This window comes from Vibrio nitrifigilis, from assembly GCF_015686695.1.
In the GTDB taxonomy this organism is placed as follows: Bacteria; Pseudomonadota; Gammaproteobacteria; order Enterobacterales; family Vibrionaceae; genus Vibrio; species Vibrio nitrifigilis.
This window is the reverse complement of sequence record NZ_JADPMR010000003.1, coordinates 402,255-418,540: the sequence shown is the minus strand read 5'-3', so window position 1 is coordinate 418,540 and position 16,286 is coordinate 402,255. Positions and strand designations below refer to the sequence as shown.

The 16,286-nt window shown below is 40.8% G+C and carries 17 protein-coding genes and 1 pseudogene; 11 read left to right on the top strand and 7 right to left on the bottom strand.

Annotation, left to right across the window (positions count from 1 at the left end):
• Nucleotides 1-4 precede the first annotated feature (4 nt).
• Nucleotides 5-608: pseudogene (locus I1A42_RS15855) on the bottom strand (tRNA-uridine aminocarboxypropyltransferase).
• Nucleotides 605-2,098 (bottom strand): hypothetical protein, encoded by a 1,494-nt coding sequence (locus I1A42_RS15850; RefSeq protein ID WP_196124016.1) that lies wholly within the window; start codon nucleotides 2,096-2,098, stop codon nucleotides 605-607. The pseudogene I1A42_RS15855 and the gene I1A42_RS15850 overlap by 4 nt, the downstream one beginning before the upstream one ends.
• Nucleotides 2,099-2,139: 41 nt before the next feature.
• On the opposite strand from I1A42_RS15850, the gene I1A42_RS15845 reads away from it, so the two are divergent.
• Entirely contained in the window at nucleotides 2,140-2,592 is a 453-nt protein-coding gene (locus I1A42_RS15845) for an EVE domain-containing protein (RefSeq protein WP_196124015.1), read from the top strand.
• A 48-nt stretch (nucleotides 2,593-2,640) separates the two neighbouring features.
• Here I1A42_RS15845 and I1A42_RS15840 read toward each other — a convergent pair whose 3' ends face one another.
• Both I1A42_RS15840 and I1A42_RS15835 read right to left on the bottom strand, forming a co-directional pair.
• A complete protein-coding gene (locus tag I1A42_RS15840) occupies nucleotides 2,641-3,468 on the bottom strand; it encodes a Cof-type HAD-IIB family hydrolase (protein ID WP_196124014.1) in 828 nt (275 codons plus the stop codon).
• A 120-nt stretch (nucleotides 3,469-3,588) separates the two neighbouring features.
• Nucleotides 3,589-4,584, bottom strand: coding sequence for an alpha/beta fold hydrolase (locus tag I1A42_RS15835; RefSeq protein WP_196124013.1), 996 nt, complete (start codon nucleotides 4,582-4,584; stop codon nucleotides 3,589-3,591).
• 273 nt (nucleotides 4,585-4,857) lie between these two features.
• Here I1A42_RS15835 and I1A42_RS15830 point away from each other — a divergent pair, with 273 nt between their 5' ends.
• The 4 genes from I1A42_RS15830 to arsJ all read left to right on the top strand — a co-directional run bounded on the left by I1A42_RS15830 (nucleotide 4,858) and on the right by arsJ (nucleotide 8,879).
• The gene (locus I1A42_RS15830) at nucleotides 4,858-6,084 is read left to right on the top strand and encodes an EAL and HDOD domain-containing protein (RefSeq protein WP_196124012.1); all 1,227 of its coding nucleotides are present in this window, start codon (nucleotides 4,858-4,860) and stop codon (nucleotides 6,082-6,084) included.
• 157 nt (nucleotides 6,085-6,241) lie between these two features.
• On the top strand, nucleotides 6,242-6,577 hold the full coding sequence (locus I1A42_RS15825) for a metalloregulator ArsR/SmtB family transcription factor (protein ID WP_196124011.1): 336 nt from the start codon (nucleotides 6,242-6,244) through the stop codon (nucleotides 6,575-6,577).
• Nucleotides 6,578-6,586: 9 nt separating this feature from the next.
• Entirely contained in the window at nucleotides 6,587-7,591 is a 1,005-nt protein-coding gene (locus I1A42_RS15820) for an ArsJ-associated glyceraldehyde-3-phosphate dehydrogenase (RefSeq protein WP_196124010.1), read from the top strand.
• 58 nt (nucleotides 7,592-7,649) lie between these two features.
• Nucleotides 7,650-8,879: an organoarsenical effux MFS transporter ArsJ gene (gene arsJ / locus I1A42_RS15815; protein ID WP_196124009.1), complete on the top strand. Its 1,230-nt coding sequence runs from the start codon at nucleotides 7,650-7,652 to the stop codon at nucleotides 8,877-8,879.
• A 69-nt stretch (nucleotides 8,880-8,948) separates the two neighbouring features.
• Here the strand turns inward: arsJ and I1A42_RS15810 are convergent, their stop codons facing one another.
• Entirely contained in the window at nucleotides 8,949-9,419 is a 471-nt protein-coding gene (locus tag I1A42_RS15810) for a Dps family protein (protein WP_196124008.1), read from the bottom strand.
• A 388-nt stretch (nucleotides 9,420-9,807) separates the two neighbouring features.
• Between I1A42_RS15810 and I1A42_RS15805 the strand changes: the two genes are divergently transcribed.
• The 5 genes from I1A42_RS15805 to I1A42_RS15785 all read left to right on the top strand — a co-directional run bounded on the left by I1A42_RS15805 (nucleotide 9,808) and on the right by I1A42_RS15785 (nucleotide 13,940).
• On the top strand, nucleotides 9,808-10,827 hold the full coding sequence (locus I1A42_RS15805) for an acyltransferase (protein ID WP_196124007.1): 1,020 nt from the start codon (nucleotides 9,808-9,810) through the stop codon (nucleotides 10,825-10,827).
• 184 nt (nucleotides 10,828-11,011) lie between these two features.
• Nucleotides 11,012-11,380: a DUF4145 domain-containing protein gene (locus I1A42_RS15800; protein WP_196124006.1), complete on the top strand. Its 369-nt coding sequence runs from the start codon at nucleotides 11,012-11,014 to the stop codon at nucleotides 11,378-11,380.
• A 900-nt stretch (nucleotides 11,381-12,280) separates the two neighbouring features.
• Nucleotides 12,281-12,916, top strand: coding sequence for a lysoplasmalogenase (locus I1A42_RS15795; RefSeq protein WP_196124005.1), 636 nt, complete (start codon nucleotides 12,281-12,283; stop codon nucleotides 12,914-12,916).
• 72 nt (nucleotides 12,917-12,988) lie between these two features.
• The gene (locus I1A42_RS15790) at nucleotides 12,989-13,225 is read left to right on the top strand and encodes a YecH family metal-binding protein (protein WP_161156950.1); all 237 of its coding nucleotides are present in this window, start codon (nucleotides 12,989-12,991) and stop codon (nucleotides 13,223-13,225) included.
• Nucleotides 13,226-13,349: 124 nt separating this feature from the next.
• The gene (locus I1A42_RS15785; protein WP_161156948.1) at nucleotides 13,350-13,940 is read left to right on the top strand and encodes a YhgN family NAAT transporter; all 591 of its coding nucleotides are present in this window, start codon (nucleotides 13,350-13,352) and stop codon (nucleotides 13,938-13,940) included.
• A 62-nt stretch (nucleotides 13,941-14,002) separates the two neighbouring features.
• On the opposite strand, the gene I1A42_RS15780 is transcribed toward I1A42_RS15785, so the two are convergent.
• A complete protein-coding gene (locus I1A42_RS15780) occupies nucleotides 14,003-14,269 on the bottom strand; it encodes a DUF1145 domain-containing protein (RefSeq protein WP_161156946.1) in 267 nt (88 codons plus the stop codon).
• Nucleotides 14,266-14,865, bottom strand: a complete 600-nt coding sequence (gene rsmD / locus I1A42_RS15775) for a 16S rRNA (guanine(966)-N(2))-methyltransferase RsmD (RefSeq protein ID WP_161156943.1) — start codon at nucleotides 14,863-14,865, stop codon at nucleotides 14,266-14,268. The genes I1A42_RS15780 and rsmD overlap by 4 nt, the downstream gene beginning before the upstream one ends.
• A gap of 207 nt (nucleotides 14,866-15,072) precedes the next feature.
• Between rsmD and ftsY the strand changes: the two genes are divergently transcribed.
• Complete coding sequence (gene ftsY, locus I1A42_RS15770) at nucleotides 15,073-16,257, top strand: signal recognition particle-docking protein FtsY (RefSeq protein ID WP_196124004.1); 1,185 nt, start codon at nucleotides 15,073-15,075, stop codon at nucleotides 16,255-16,257.
• The last annotated feature ends 29 nt before the right edge of the window (nucleotides 16,258-16,286 follow it).

Sequence of the window (16,286 nt, the reverse complement as noted above, 5' to 3'; positions counted from 1 at the left end):
TATTTTAGTTTCCTTGCCAAGCGTGGCCACTTTTATCTGCTTTAAGCACCAGAGAGTAATGGTGTAAAAAAGACTCTAAAGCGTCGGCATTGTTATCTTCATCTTGTAAACGCATCAATAAAGCTGCGACCTCTAACGTGCATAAATTGCCGGGTTTTTTGATTACGTCGTAGCTGATAGTGTGAGGTCAGTGTTTGAGTAGGCAAAGAAACACAAGCGATATTTTGTAACCATGGGCTCTTACGCTTCATCTTTTTGGCTTCCTGCCATGTCCCATCTAACACAATAAAATGTGGGGTTTTGTTGTGCTGTTGACAGAATATTAATGCTTCCTCAACAGGAATACTTTCCTCATCAGGATACACGACCATTGAGTAGAGTTCGGCTTGATTAAGTTTCATCACTAATTCTTTATTTGGTTCAGTGCGTCGCCATACATATTGCTCACAAAATGGCAGTGACTTTAATAGCCATTGTCCTGTATTTGTCTCTCGCTCTAGCTCGTTTTCGTGCATCAGTAAGGATAAATGGAGTGTGCTGTTGCAGTGAGGAATAACATCACAAATGCACTGATGTTTCAGACCGCAGTTAGCACAGCCTTCACTCATAGTTTTGCTCCTGAATTAACGGTATCGTCGTCTGAAAATAAGGTGACATCCGGAGAGGGTACTGTTGCAAGAGGTGATTTATCAAGTTGATAATGCCCAGACTTCATCTGTAATTGTTGCCATTGTTTCGAGCCTTCCTCGATAACGAGTAAATTGCGCCAACCGTGGTTAGACATATGGCTGACTTGAATTGGTGACATGGCGGAAAATTTGCTATTGAATTTCCATTGGTGATTGACGTTACTAAACAGCAACATTGTGCAGCTGTTGTGTTCACAGATATCTGTTTTTACTACTAATTCAGGATTGTCGTCACCATTGAGGTCATAAGTGAGCCAACGATAGTGGTGGCCTTCTAATGAGAATCGATGTGTGGCTTGATATTCACGTAGAGTTTGGTCAACTCGCTCCTCATATTTACCTGAAGAAGAGTACAGTCGTTTACTCTGTGGTTTTTGTTCAAGCCCAAATGAGTCATGATAATCTTTATACAAAATGAGCCCACCGTTAGCAATCGGGTAAATGGTATTGCCCACTTTCTCTTTTTTGGCAATTAGAGTGCTTTCATCGTGGCCAAAAATTCGTTGCGTAACTAAATATTGTTGTTGATGACGAGTCATGATGACTTGGATTTGCTCAGTATTTAATACTTGCCAGAATCCCTTCTCAACCACATCGGGATCGCCATTACTGTAGCTATAGCGTGTTACTGCGGTGTGATCGTCTCCAAGTAGCATACTTACGGTAAACCCTTGGTTTTGAGTTGAGCTTGCGTAGTAGACTCCTGCCCACTCTAAACTGGCGTCGGAGTTACCTAAGACGGCACAACCTAAATAATTTTTATCTGCAACTTTTAGCTCTGCATGCCAACCGTATACAGCCCCCGCATTTTTATTTTCACAACGTTCAGCAGTCAAACGCAGATCACCTTTATCTAACGTGTAATGACGTTCGTTGGCTGAGTTTTTTAACTCTTTTATGGTAAAGGTCTGTTGCTGTCCTGAGGCTGAGTGAAGTACGAGGCCGGGCTGGGTAAATTGCAATGACCAAGTCTCTGGAGTTGAACCAAAAGATCGGGTAGATAATGGGTAAAATTTGCAGCGATTAGGTTCTTTGCCATTAAGGGTATTAATTTGAGTCACCACGAACCGAGCGGCATAGTCGCCGTTATAACCAGTCTGACTTGGTGGCAGTAAATATCCTACCAGTTCACCATAAACAGGTTCATAAGGTGCTTTTTCTACTGATTCAACGCTTTGCTGAAGTGACTTTGGAATCTGCAAACGAAATTGTTGTTGGCTACCACATGGCGTGATGGTTTGTACACCTGAACCAGCCACAACCGAACCTCTTAAAATAAACGGCTGTGGTTGTATTGAAGCTGGGTCTTCTAATGTAGCAAGCTTTGGCTGCGGTGTGGTGGTCATTGATGAACAAGCAGCCAGTCCTAAGCTGCCCAAGGTGATGACTAGGTTTCTTAACGCCTTCATGTTATACCTTCCCTCGTTACTCCATTAGCTACGGATTTATTATGGCATATTGGTTATTTAAAACAGAACCAGATACATTCTCTATTGACACACTCCGGACACAACAAGTGTCATGCTGGGAAGGAGTTCGCAATTATCAAGCGAGAAACTTTCTTCGTGATGAGGTGAAAGAAGGGGATAAAGTGTTTATTTATCACTCATCTTGCAAAGAGGTTGGGGTCGCAGGGATCGCTACAGTGATAAAAGAGTCTTATCCTGACCATTTTTCTTGGGATCTTAATAGCGATTATTTTGATGTTAAATCAACACCGGAAAATCCACGTTGGTTTATGGTTGATGTGCAGTTTGAGTGTAAATTAAAACGAGTGATTACTTTAGCAGAGCTAAAATCATTGGCAGGATTAGAACAGTTACCTTTAGTAAAAAAAGGAAGCCGTTTATCGGTGATGCCTGTGTCTGAACAAGAATGGCAATTGATTTTAAAACAAGAGTAATGTGATGATAGAAAACAGCAAGCGATAAGCTTGCTGTTTTGGATTTTATTACAGTAAGTTATCTTCTAAGTATTTAGCAACCGCATCATCTGCGCTGCTACCGATACGTTCAATTTGTGGTAATGCTTGATGTACTTTAGGGTGGGCTGTGCCCATGACTAAACCTTTACCAGCCATCGTCAGCATTTCTACATCATTCATACCATCGCCAAAAGCGATACAGTTCTCAAGGCCAAGATTTAACGATTCAGCAATGATTTTTAAAGCTTCACCTTTTGATACTCCTGCACCCATAACTTCTAGACACCATGGTGAAGAAAAGGCAACGCTTAACTTATCGCCAAATTTTTTGTTAATCTGTTCTTCATACTTAGCAAGGTGCTCATGGTTTTTATGAATACTCGTAAAGAAGACTTTTGCTACTCCATCGGTAGGTGCTTGGCTAGCGTCAAAAGGGATAAAGTTAAAACCAGATTCATTATGGTAAGCCGCAATTTCTTCGTCATCGTGGCTGAGATACCACTCATCATTACGATAGATATGAACATAGATCGTAGGATCGTCTTTAAGTATGTCGACTATCGATTGGACAAGCTCTTCAGGTACATTTTTGCTCAGCAGAAGCTGGTTGTTTTCATTGTGAACACGAGCACCATTTGATGTGATCATAAAAGCAGGAATGCCAGCTATCTCGCGGATCCCTGACACATCAACATGATGACGACCCGTTGCAAAAACAAAAGTAAAGCCTTGGTCGTGAAGCATTTTAAGTGTTTGTTTCGTTTTGGTGCTAAGTTGATGATTAGGGGTGAGTAGGGTGCCATCTAAGTCTGAAGCAACAATTCTATACTGTGGCGAGTGGTGTTCTGTGGTCATATAACCCTCATAGTGAAAGGTGTGGCCTAGACTGACCACAGCAATATAAATAAAAATTGAGTCATAGTGTACTGCATATAGGCAATAAAATGGGGTAAAGGTTTAACGAAGGTGTTTCCTCTATTTATCTGCCTGTCGATGCAAAAAATCTAAAATCGTGGTTAATACCTGATTGCGATATTCATCACTTTCGAACATCAGTTCATGGCGAGCACCATGAATAACTTCTAACTGAGTGTCTGGGTTGGTTTTAGCCAGTTTCGTCACGAAGCGAGTTTGTGCTTTATTATCCACGATTGAATCGAGCTCTGCTTGAACGACGAGTGTTGGTATTTTAACTTGGCGGGTTAATTGCAGGCATTGTTTGGCTGCCATTAAACCTTGCCAAACCCAGCGGGTACTTGGACCACCAAGCTTAAGCTCTGGTTTATCTTCATATAACTCTCTAAACCATTGATATCGTACTTTGCTGTGAGTCAGCGGGTTGGTTTCAAATGGTCTTGGATAGTAACCAGAAAAGCCAGGAGCATATTTGGGCTGTACTGAGGTCGCGGTCATAATTTGTGTAAGAGGAATGGCAATTGGGCGCAATTGCCATGGAATATGAACACCAAACATAGGCGCAGTTAATGCCATGGCTTGAAATGGGTTCTCGGGGTGTGTTTGTAGATAGCGCGTTGCAATGGCTCCCCCCATTGAATGCCCGAGCAGAAACCGTTGCTGGTAATGTTCTAAAGCAAACAACTTGATGAGGGATGCGAGATCATTGATGTAATCATTAAATTCTCCCACATGCCCCATTTCTGGATTTTCAATTAGGCGTTGTGAGCTACCTTGACCTCGATGGTCAAAAGAGTAAATATCGTATCCAAGCTGATATAAATCGAAGAATAACTCTTGGTATTTCCACACCGACTCAATGCGACCATTAACCATTACAATAGCTTTGTCATGATTTTTATTCGTCAGACTACACCAATAAATTTTCGTTTTATCGGCTGAGCGATAGAAACCGTCATTTCTGGTGCTCCATAGCTGAGTGACTTCAGATTGCATTTTTTGCAAAAACTCAGATTCTTGAGTGAGGGTGTAGGAGAGAGCATTACTCGATGTCATGTATTGATCCAGCATAACCGCAATTAACCTTAGGATAAGCAACTGGGGAAGAAAAGCAATTGTAAGAACCTGTTATTAATACAAAGATGGTAATGTCATTAAAATCGATGTATTTCATTTATCTAAGTAAATGAATTTTGTAAAACTTTGCTATTACCCCCTTGGAGGTAGGGATAACAATCGCTAGTATAGAGGCTCATCAATAAGAGATAAGTTCGCCCAGAGCTTTCATTATCATTTGCATTGTAAAGCTTAAAAGCTATTTGAGGTGACATGTATACCACTTATGTTGCGCGCCAGCCCATCCTTAACGCCAAAAAACATACGCTAGGCTATGAGCTGTTATTTCGTGATGGTGAAACCAACGCATTTCCAGAATATATGGATTCGGATCGAGCGACTTATCGTTTAATTATTGAAAATTTCCTCTCTATGGGACGCAACCCCGCGATTTCTCGCTCCCGATGTTTTATTAATTTTCCATATAACAGCTTGATTCAACGTCTACCGCTTATTTTGCCTAAGGAACAGATTGTTGTTGAAGTTTTAGAAACATGTGAGCCTACCGATGAATTATTGGAAGCGATTAGAGAACTGTATTTAAAAGGGTATTTGATCGCATTAGACGATTTTGTTTATGGGCCAGAGTGGGAACGTTTTTTACCTTTTATCCATATCGTTAAATTGGATGTTCGAGCGCTGGGAATGGATGCTGCGTGCGAATTTGTAAGAACCCGGGTCGGCAATGGGAGTAAGCGAAAGTTTTTAGCTGAAAAAGTTGAGACCAAAGAAGAGTTTGAACAAGCAAGAAGCGCTGGTTTTAAGTTTTTCCAAGGTTTCTTTTTTAGTAAACCGGAGATGATTAAGCGTAAATACATCAGCCCTGAGCATGTCATTACTATGCAGTTGTTTAAAGAGGTCTGTCGAGAAGACGTCAATTTTAAACGAGTAGAAGAGATCGTGGCACAGGATGTAGCGCTCTCCTATAAGCTATTGCGCTTTGTGAACTCGATGTCGGATCGGTTAGCTGTCCCTATTTCGTCTTTTCGTCAGGCATTAGTGTATTTAGGGCAAGACCGTTTACGTATTTTCGTTTCACTCGCGGTTGCGTCTTACATCTCTCTACAAAAACCCAAGGAACTCTATAGCTTAGCGTTACAACGCGCTCAGTTTTGTCACTTAATGTCTCGTTATCGCCAATTTCAACAACATCAGGATCATGCTTTTCTCATTGGTTTGTTCTCGGTACTTGATGCGTTATTAGATGCACCACTCAATGAGTTAATTGAAGAGCTACCTCTGACGGATGAAATTAAAAGTGCTTTGGTTGACCGAAAAGGAGCCATTGGTGCTTTATTAGACATTGAAGAATGTTATGAACAGGCCAATTGGCAACAAATCAGTCTGTTATGTCAAAAGCTCGGTATCAAAGTCGACACTGTGACGCATGAATTGACCGAAGCATTAAAGTGGAGCCAAGATATCCACCGTTTAGTTTAATGCCCGACACCTGTGTTGCAGGTGTCTTAAACGCCCTTTCTATTACCTCTCCCTTATTTTTACATCAATGAATTTTTTATGACAGTCGCGGTCTAGCTATCGACTTCAGACTATTATCAATTAGCATATATGGATATGTGAATATGAGGTCAGAACTATGTTGCCACACCAATTTTTTAAATTGCTGGCCGATGAAACTCGCCTGCGTTGTCTTTTGTTAATTGCTGCTCAGCAGAGTGTATGTGTATGTGAACTGACAGAAGCACTTAATGAAAACCAACCTAAGGTTTCTCGTCACTTAGCGTTAATGCGCCAAAGTGGCATTTTGGCAGATGAACGACAAGGGCAATGGGTGTACTACAGAATTGCATCCGATTTACCTGGTTGGTTAATGGCGATTATTGCTGGTTTGTCTGAATCTGATTGTTTGAAAAATCAATATATTAAAGACCGGAAACGTTTAGATGAAATCAAGCATCCGTGCTGCTCTTAGGGGAAGAAAATGGCGATAAAAGTTGGAATTAACGGATTTGGTCGAATCGGTCGTTTGGCGTTAAGAGCGGCATTTGATTGGCCAGAATTAGACTTTATCAGGGTGAACGATGCTGCGGGTGACTCAGAAACGTTGGCGCATCTCTTAGAATTTGACTCTATTCAAGGCCGTTGGCATCACGAGGTGACTGCAAATCTCGATTCACTTTGGATTGATGGTCATCAACTAGCCGTGACGCAAGAACGCGAGATCAGTGCTGTAGATTGGTCAGATTGTGATGTGGTGATTGAGTCTACAGGTGTTCACCGCAATATGGATTGTCTGAATCTGTATTTGAAGCAAGGTGTAAAACGGGTGGTTGTTTCGGCACCGGTTAAAGATGAACAAGTGGCGAATATCGTGGTAGGAGTGAATCACCATATTTTTGACCCTGCAATTCACCGCATCGTGACAGCCGCATCATGTACTACAAATTGCATTGCCCCAATTGTAAAAGTCATTCATGAAAAATTAGGTATTGAACAGGCGTCTTTTACGACGATTCATGACCTGACTAATACGCAAACCATACTTGATGCCCCTCATAAAGACCTGCGCCGGGCTAGAGCATGTGGCATGAGTCTGATTCCAACGACGACTGGCAGCGCGAAAGCCATTATTGAAATCTTTCCAGAATTGGAGGGAAAAATTAATGGCCATGCAGTTCGCGTTCCTTTGGCGAATGCGTCACTTACCGATATTGTCTTTGATGTACAGAAAGACACGAGTGCCAAAGAAGTAAACCAATTACTCCAACAAGCCTCTCAAGGAGAGCTAAAAGGTATTCTTGGGTTTGAAACTAAACCGCTCGTCTCAATTGATTATCGTGGCGATAAACGTTCAACAGTTGTTGATGCATTGTCGACCATGGTAGTGGGTTCCCGCATGGTAAAAATCTATGCTTGGTATGACAATGAAATGGGGTATGCGACACGAACTTCTGAGCTGGTTCGTTTGGTTGGTATGGCTAATTAAGAGCTTTTTGAGCTTTAGGAACATGATGATCCTTAAGCTCAATGAACTAGGAAAACTCATGCGTAAGTGGCAACAAATGGACAGCCTGACCCGGCAATATCTACTGGTTACTTTTAATTACTGGAATTTTACAGTGACCGATGGGGCTCTAAGAATGCTGGTGGTGCTGTATTTCCACCAGTTGGGTTACGACACGTTACAGATCGCTGCATTATTTCTTTTTTATGAGCTGTTTGGTGTCGTCACTAACTTAATCGGTGGTTGGTTAGGGGCCAGACTTGGTCTTAATCGGACGATGAACATTGGGTTAGCGCTACAAATTGTGTCGCTTATTATGCTTGCAGCGCCCACTTCATGGTTAACCATGGTGTGGGTAATGTCTGCCCAAGCTCTATCTGGTATAGCAAAAGATCTTAATAAAATGAGTGCAAAGAGTGCAGTAAAAAGCTTTGTCACTCAGGATCAGCAAGGAACACTGTATCGTTGGGTGGCACTTTTAACTGGATCAAAGAATGCACTCAAGGGCTTTGGTTTTTTTGCCGGCGGTCTATTACTTTCTCTGATTGGATTTCGCGGTGCTGTGTTATTGATGGCTGCGATTCTTGCTGGTGTATTACTTGGCAGTTTAATTGGGTTAAAAAAAGACCTTGGCAAAGCTAAAAAGAAACCGAAATTTAGTGAGATTTTTTCTAAATCTCGATCGGTAAATATCTTATCTGCTGCACGGCTATTTCTGTTTGGTGCTCGTGATGTTTGGTTTGTTGTCGCTTTACCTGTCTATTTAGGGTCTGTTTTTGCGTGGGACTACATGCAGGTGGGGGGATTTATTGCCGTATGGGTCATTGGGTACGGTGTGGTGCAGGGAATAGCCCCGCGATTGACAGGAAAACATGCCAGTCATGTTCCCGATGGTAAAGCAGCATTGGGTTGGGCATGTCTTCTATCTGTTGTTACGATAGCGGTAGCATTAGGGATTACATACCAATGGTACATTCATTGGGTAGTGACGTTAGGGTTGCTGATATTTGGGGCCGTATTTGCCATCAATTCATCGTTGCACTCTTATCTTATCGTTAGTTACGCGAGTGAGGATGGGGTTTCACTTGATATCGGCTTTTATTATATGGCGAATGCCTTGGGCCGCTTGATCGGAACCGTGCTTTCCGGCTCGTTATTCTTAATCGGTGGGTTAGCATTGTGCTTGTGGGCGTCGGTGGTATTTTTGCTCCTGACTAGTCTAATATCGCTGTGGCTTCCTCGTCACCAACAGCGAAAAGCCCTCGAATGAGGGCTTTGCTCTTCATAACTCATTGTGGAGAGAACAATGAGTAACGCGTTACACTAATAAATGTAATTATTATTGCAACCAAGCATTTAGCATCCAAACAAGTTTCTCTTGCTCGCGAATATAATCTCCCATTTGAGCTGCTGTGCCTTCATCTCCAGCCTCTGCCGCAATAGAGAGAACATTTCGTTGCTGGCTAATTAATTGACCGAACCCTTTAACTAGCCCTGTTACTGTGCTTTGGCCATCAGTTACGTTCGTGTGTTCTTTAATTTCTGAGTGTTCGATATAACTAGAAAAGCTATGTAATGGTTGCGCTTCTAGTGTGCGAATGCGTTCCGCTATTTCATCGATTTTGGTTTGTAAATCAGTATAAATTTCTTCAAATTTTTCATGTAAGACAAAGAATTCTTTGCCCTTGATGTTCCAATGGTAGCCACGAGTGTTCATGTAGAACACTTGGTAGTTAGCAAGTAAGCGATTAAGTGATAGAGCCAATTGTTGACTTTGTTCTTGGTCTAAACCGATTAAGTTAGTATTCATAGCTCACCTCTTATTATCTGTAAGTGACTTGTTGCGTTTTGTCGATAAAAAGAATAGCGAGGATGTTGAATGAATAACAATGGAGTTTATTTATTGTTCCAATAGGTTATATCTATGTGTCCCCTTAACCTTACAACGCAGGATTCAGGACTTCATTTACAATTCTAGAGCGAACCTAATAATGGATGCGATATTGGGCGCAGTCAGTTAGCTTGCCGCTAATTCATTTTCGCTGAACCGCATCTTGGAAGGAATTGTGTATAGTTAGTGATGATTCTCTGAAAATAAACGAATAGGGGATGATGTTTACTTGTCACTGACAACAGTTTTACACACTAGGAAAGTAGGACTTTATAGTAATGGCATGCTATAAAAAGCGAGAAAAGGAATGGAAAAAGAAAATCGAGTTATATTTTTTGATTTATTACGCTGTGTAGCGGCAGTCGCTGTTATTGCAATTCATGTATTAGCACCATACCGAGAACAATTTGGTGTGATTCCTGATGGGGAATGGTTAACTGCTGTTTCTGTTAACGGTTCTACTCGCTGGGCTGTGCCCGTGTTTATCTTAATTTCGGGCGCGCTATTGTTAAGTGATCATCGTCCTTTTGAGTTAAGCTATTATCTAAAAAGACGTTTAGGTAAGGTCGTTATTCCATTCGTAGTCTGGTCGGTTTTTTATGGTCTATTTTCTGGATTATCGGCGGGTGGGTTTGATAGCGATGTTGCTCAACAGACATTGGCGAATAGCCCTCACCATGCAACCTACTATCATTTAGGCTTTTTCTACTATTTTATTCCACTCTATTTTGTTATTCCTTTTCTGCAATGGCTTAATAAGCAAGTCGATGATGCCATTTGGGTCATTTTTGTTGGTATCTGGTTGGTGACTACCGTGCTATATCTCATGCATATAGATGGGCCATGGAGTACTGAAATATGGCTTTATACTGGCTATTTGCCATTAGGGTATCTGCTTTTTAAAAAGGTTCCTATTACGCCATTAACGGTGGTTATTGCCGTTGTTCTTGGGATTACGTCGCTCTATTTTACCGTACATTCGGTCGTAGAACTGAGTGTCATGCGGGACAAATATTCAGTGGGGCGTTGGCTTTCCTATAAAACAATTAATGTGGTTTTAGCGGCAAGTATGATCTTTATCTTGGGTAGAGCAATCGCTCCGACGTTACCGCATAAAGCTCAACAGTGTATAGCGTTTATTAGTAAGTACAGTCTTGGTATTTATTTATTGCACCCTATTTTTCTGTGGCCAATGAAAGAGTTCGGTTGGTACCAAGGGCATCCTGGTTGGGTTATTCCCTTGTGGGTGCTTATTGCTGGTGCAGGCTCCCTTGCTATGAGCTGGATGTTTTCTCGATCCACCAAAACTAACTGGCTTTTACCTTAATTTAGTTTAGGGTCGGTTTTGGATATGTATGAGGAAAGAAAATGAACGGGGTGACTGTCCGTATTCTTTCCTTTGGGCGCTTGGTCACATGGTATTTCGGTCATTTATATCTACACTTTCAATAGATAAGCCTTAGTTAGATAAGTAGGGATGCTCAATACTAACAAGGGACGGGAGGAAAGGTATGCCTGAAATGGATCAAGTCGTTTTGAGAACGCACCGGCTCGAAGCCCTTTTAAAGCAGCAATATCACGCCCAAGGGAATGAACTAGAACAACTGATCGTCAGTTGCCAAGAGCGATTACCAAGTCACATTACCGTTAAACTTCATTTTATAGTGGGGATGTCACAAAAAATTGAAAGTGGTCACCAGACTCTCGAGGAAAGTAGGGAGTTTTTTCTGGCATGTAAAGAGTGTGAAAAAGAATTAACACCCAGAAGTGGACGTTTTGTATGGAGAATTGCGCTATCTTTAATGACATTAATGACACTCGCTGCTGTTCTGTTTTATTACATGCACTGGGACGAGCTTAATCAACACTTTGGGTTTTAACTTATTGAAATAAAAATACATATAGAAGTGATTAAAAATAAAAAAGGACGCTGCAGCGTCCTTTTTTATTTTTAATCACGGGAAATTAGTAAATCATAGGCAGTGTCATTAGGCCAACGATCACTGCAATCATGACTAATCCCTGTTTTTGAGATGAAGAAATCATAACACCGCTCCTTATTCACTATTAATAATATGAATAAAGAATAGCATTACTTTATTGTTTTAATCAAGTATTAAACTACATAATAGTGTAAACCACTCATTAAGTGGTAGATATAAAGGATAAAACCCATGACTTTTCATATGTTTTTGAATTGTTTTTAAAGTGTACGTTGTGCTGGTAATTTCTTCTTTTTTTATTTTAAGTTTATGATTTATATTTAATTATTTAAGTTAATGGTATGTTCTAAATATGGTAGTTTGTGATTTTTGGCTACTAGGGAAGGAATGGTCTAATTTTTTTTATAAACATAGGATTTATGTAAAAAATACTATGTTTAGTGATAATAATTATCATATGTCAATTGTAAATGGGAAATGATTTTCTAATATAGGAATCTTGATGGTGATATTCCTTATTAGAACAAAAGCAAACGGTTGCCTATATTTTTGTTTTTTAATTTATTGTTTTTGTAGTATTTTTTATATGTTTTTTCATATTTAAAATAAGGTTTTTTAGGTCTATAATGTGGTTTTTTGGCTATTATTATTGTATTTATAACGGTTATGATGTCAATTCTCATTGAAATGGTATTTTTATCTATTTTTCTTTCTTTAGGTGAGCTTGGGTTAAATTGTAATCATTTCAGTTATATATCTAGATCGAAGTTTTTTTCTTCTTTACTGGACTTATCTTTTCTCATCTCTACACTGGCGACATTAGTATAAAGAGGCGTTATGAGCATGTGGAGCTGGATTTCGGTCGCACTATCTGGATATATCAGCATTTATTCATATAAAAACAAGGACTTGCAGCAGTCTCTTGTGTTCCGCTTAGTCAGTCTGGGTTTACTGTTTGTTTTATTACTCAGTGAAACTCCAGCAAGTTTTGCTCCTGGGAAATGGATTCTTGCGAGTTTACTTGTTTCTATGGTGGCGGATGTACTTCATTACTTTAAGCAGTATTCTCGAATCAGTTTTATCTCTTTTTTAGCGGCACAGATACTTGTTAGTGTCGCTTTTTGGATGCAGTTATCGGGATCTATTGTTTGGTGGATGCCCGCTTTATTAATCGCTACTGGTATTGTTGCGTTTTTTCTTCTTCTCCCTCAGCTTGATAAGCTCATTTTCCCGGTAATGATCATGGGAGGAGTTTTGATTCAGATGGCTTGGGCAGCTGGCCAGTCTTGGTTAAGACTAAGCACGCCATCGGCACTTTGTGGCTTTCTGGGGGCGTTACTTTTTATGGTGTCTTGGGTAATTTTAGCCATCCATGAAAACCGCCAACCAATAAAGTGTGGTGAATATTTGGTTTCTGGTACTTATTTGCTCGCGCAGTGCTTAATTGTCGAAGCTGTTTTGATTTATAACTGAGTTACATCAAGTTAATGTTGTCATATTCGGAGTACCTTGAAGAGTCCTATTATCTCTTAAGGAGCTTTAAACATGGCTAACGTCCATGCACATAAAGTGCTAAACCATCTTGAAGTAAACCCTTCTACGGAAAGTGAGCTTAGAACATGGATTGCGCAGCAATTTGGCGATAATGTCCACTTCAATACTTGTAAATGTGAGAACCTGAATACAGATACACTATTAAGTTTTCTACAGCAGCACGATAAAGTGATTGTTGAAGACGGGAAGTGGCATCTAAACCGCGCTCAGATCTGCCAGCATGACTGATTTATACTTTTAATTTTTGCCCAGTATTTATGCTGTTACTTGGGCATAACTTGCCCTCATTGTGATCGAAATATTTAGACTCTGTTGCTATACTGCGCCCAATTATTCGTTTTATTGAGGTGTTATGGAAATTCTATCAGCAGCGACCATGCTATTTTTGATCATGGATCCTCTCGGGAATTTACCCGTTGTCCTGTCTATTCTTAAGCATTTCGACAAAAAACGACGTCGTATTATCCTAATTCGTGAGCTAAGTGCAGCATTGGTGATTTTGTTGCTGTTCTTGTATGCGGGAAAATCAATTCTAGGCTTCTTGCATGTTCAACCTGAAACCCTAAGTATATCGGGTGGGGTCATCTTATTTATTATTGCGATTAAAATGATCTTTCCGAGCGCTGGGAGTATTACTGGGTTAGCCGCTGGCGAAGAGCCATTCATCGTACCTATGGCTATTCCTATGATCGCTGGGCCATCGGTTATCGCTTCTTTATTACTGCTTTCAACTCAGTACTCTAACCATATGTTTGAGCTGTCTATTTCTGTGTTGTTAGCGTGGCTTGGCACATCTGGTATCCTTATGTTTTATGGGTTCTTTCACAAGTTACTTGGTGAGCGAGGGTTGAAGGCTGTAGAAAGGCTTATGGGGTTGCTCTTAGTCATGATTTCAACTCAGATGCTACTCGATGGTGTGAAAAGTTATATGGACCTTCAGTAACGCTATATACCCAAAATAAATAAAGCCCGGTACCGGGCTTTATTTATTTTGGGATAGCGATATTAAGACATGTGCTTTCGCCGAATATCCAGTAGGGCAAAAATACCAAATATGAGTATTGACCACTTTTCCCAGCGACTCATGGAAATTTTGTCACCGAACGCCCCAATAAAAATCAATGCTTGAAGACCATGCATCATAAACAAAAACACAGTCATGATGTATAGCGCCCAAGCCGCTTTCCCGGGGAAAGGCATCACTATATTAAGAATGAGCACTAACCAAACAAGTGCAATGGCTGTTTTAGCGATCCAAATGAGAGCTTTCATCCTACATTCCTTTCGTATAAACGATAACTCACCTGACCTGCTGATTTTTCTCGGTAAAGTTCCCAGTGTTCAGGTAGCTCAGGTAAGGCTAACTCACGTTCACATTCAATATAAATCATAGCGTAATTGGCTAACCACCCATTGTTTTCTAACAACTGAATCGTTTCCTCAAGTAAGCCTTTGCGAAAAGGGGGGTCAATAAAGACTACATCATGGGGCGTGCCTTTTTTCGCCAAGTATTGCAAAGTATCTGTTTGATGAACTTCAATATTTGTTGTCTTTAAAGCGGTGATGTTTTGACTCAACTGCTGATACGCTTTAGGGTTTAATTCCAACATAGAGACGTGGTTAGCTTGACGAGATGCAGCTTCGAAGCTTAAACCGCCTGAACCTGCAAAAAGATCAAGACAGTTTGACCCTGCAATATCTTGCGCTAGCCAATTAAATAGAGTTTCCTTGACTCGATCGGTCGTTGGCCTTAATCCTTGAGCATCATGGACAGGGAGTTTTCTTCCTCTCCACAACCCACTGATTATGCGTACGTGACCTGTTGGTGATTGGGCAGCAGATGGTTTTTGCTTAGGACGTCTTGCCATAGATTTTTTGACCGCTCATTAAGTGTTACTATAGCCATCCTGCCAGCGATTATGGCTGGAAATGGACAGTTGAATGAAAAAAGTATGGCAAAGTGTATCAAGTGAGAGCAAAAGTTTTCACTGCTTTGTCATTTTTTCTTTTCTTTAGAGGGATAATTCTCCAAGAAAAGAGTCATAGTTAGTTAAGCAAATCTAGGATATTCCCTGATGACAGAAAAAAAGAAGCGTGGCTTACTGTCGTGGCTCGGCTTTGGCGATGAAGAGTCTGGCCAGACACAAACAACCGAAGTAGAAAAAGACGAACAAGATCAACCGGTCGTTGATGAGCCATCTGAGTCTGAAGATACTCTTGTTGCAGAAGCAGAAGCAGAAGCAGAAGCAGAAGCAGAAGCAGAAGTAATTGAAGAGCCTGAACATGAAGTGGTTGAAGAACCTAAAGCAGCACGTATTCAGGAACAAGAGAAACCGACGGAAAGCTTTTTTGCTCGTTTAAAACGTAGTTTAAGTCGTACTAAAGCCAATATTGGTGCTGGCTTTTTTGGCCTGTTTAAGGGTAAAAAAATCGATGATGACTTATTTGAAGAGTTAGAAGAACAGCTATTGATTGCTGATGTGGGCATGGATACCACAATGAAAATTATCGATAGTCTGACAGAAAAAGCATCGCGCCAAGAATTAAAAGATGGCGAAGCATTATATGGATTGTTAAAGGAAGAGATGGCTGACATCCTTTCTACCGTTGAACAACCTTTAGTTATCGACACAGAAAAAACACCTTACGTCATTCTTATGGTTGGTGTTAATGGGGTAGGTAAAACAACAACCATTGGTAAATTGGCGAAACAATTTCAAGCGGATGGCAAGAAAGTGATGTTAGCCGCTGGGGATACATTCCGTGCCGCCGCTGTCGAACAGCTTCAGGTTTGGGGTGAACGTAATGATGTGCCTGTTATTGCGCAGCACACAGGGGCTGATAGCGCTTCAGTGATTTATGATGCGATTGAAGCGGCTAAAGCGCGCCATTATGACGTGGTCATTGCCGACACCGCTGGTCGTCTGCAAAATAAAGGCAACTTAATGGAAGAGTTGCGTAAAATTGTTCGTGTGATGAAAAAAATCGATGATTCAGCACCTCACGAAATCATGTTAACGCTTGATGCGGGAACTGGCCAAAATGCGATTAGCCAAGCGAAGTTATTTACCGAAGCAGCACCTTTAACCGGGATTACTCTAACTAAACTAGATGGTACTGCAAAAGGTGGTGTTATTTTTGCCCTAGCAGATCAGTTCCAAATTCCAATTCGTTATATTGGTGTGGGTGAAGGAATCGATGATCTTCGTCCATTCGAAACTCAAGAATTTATCGATGCGCTGTTTAGCCGCGATGAATAACATTAAAAATTAAATACTTAATGAAGGTA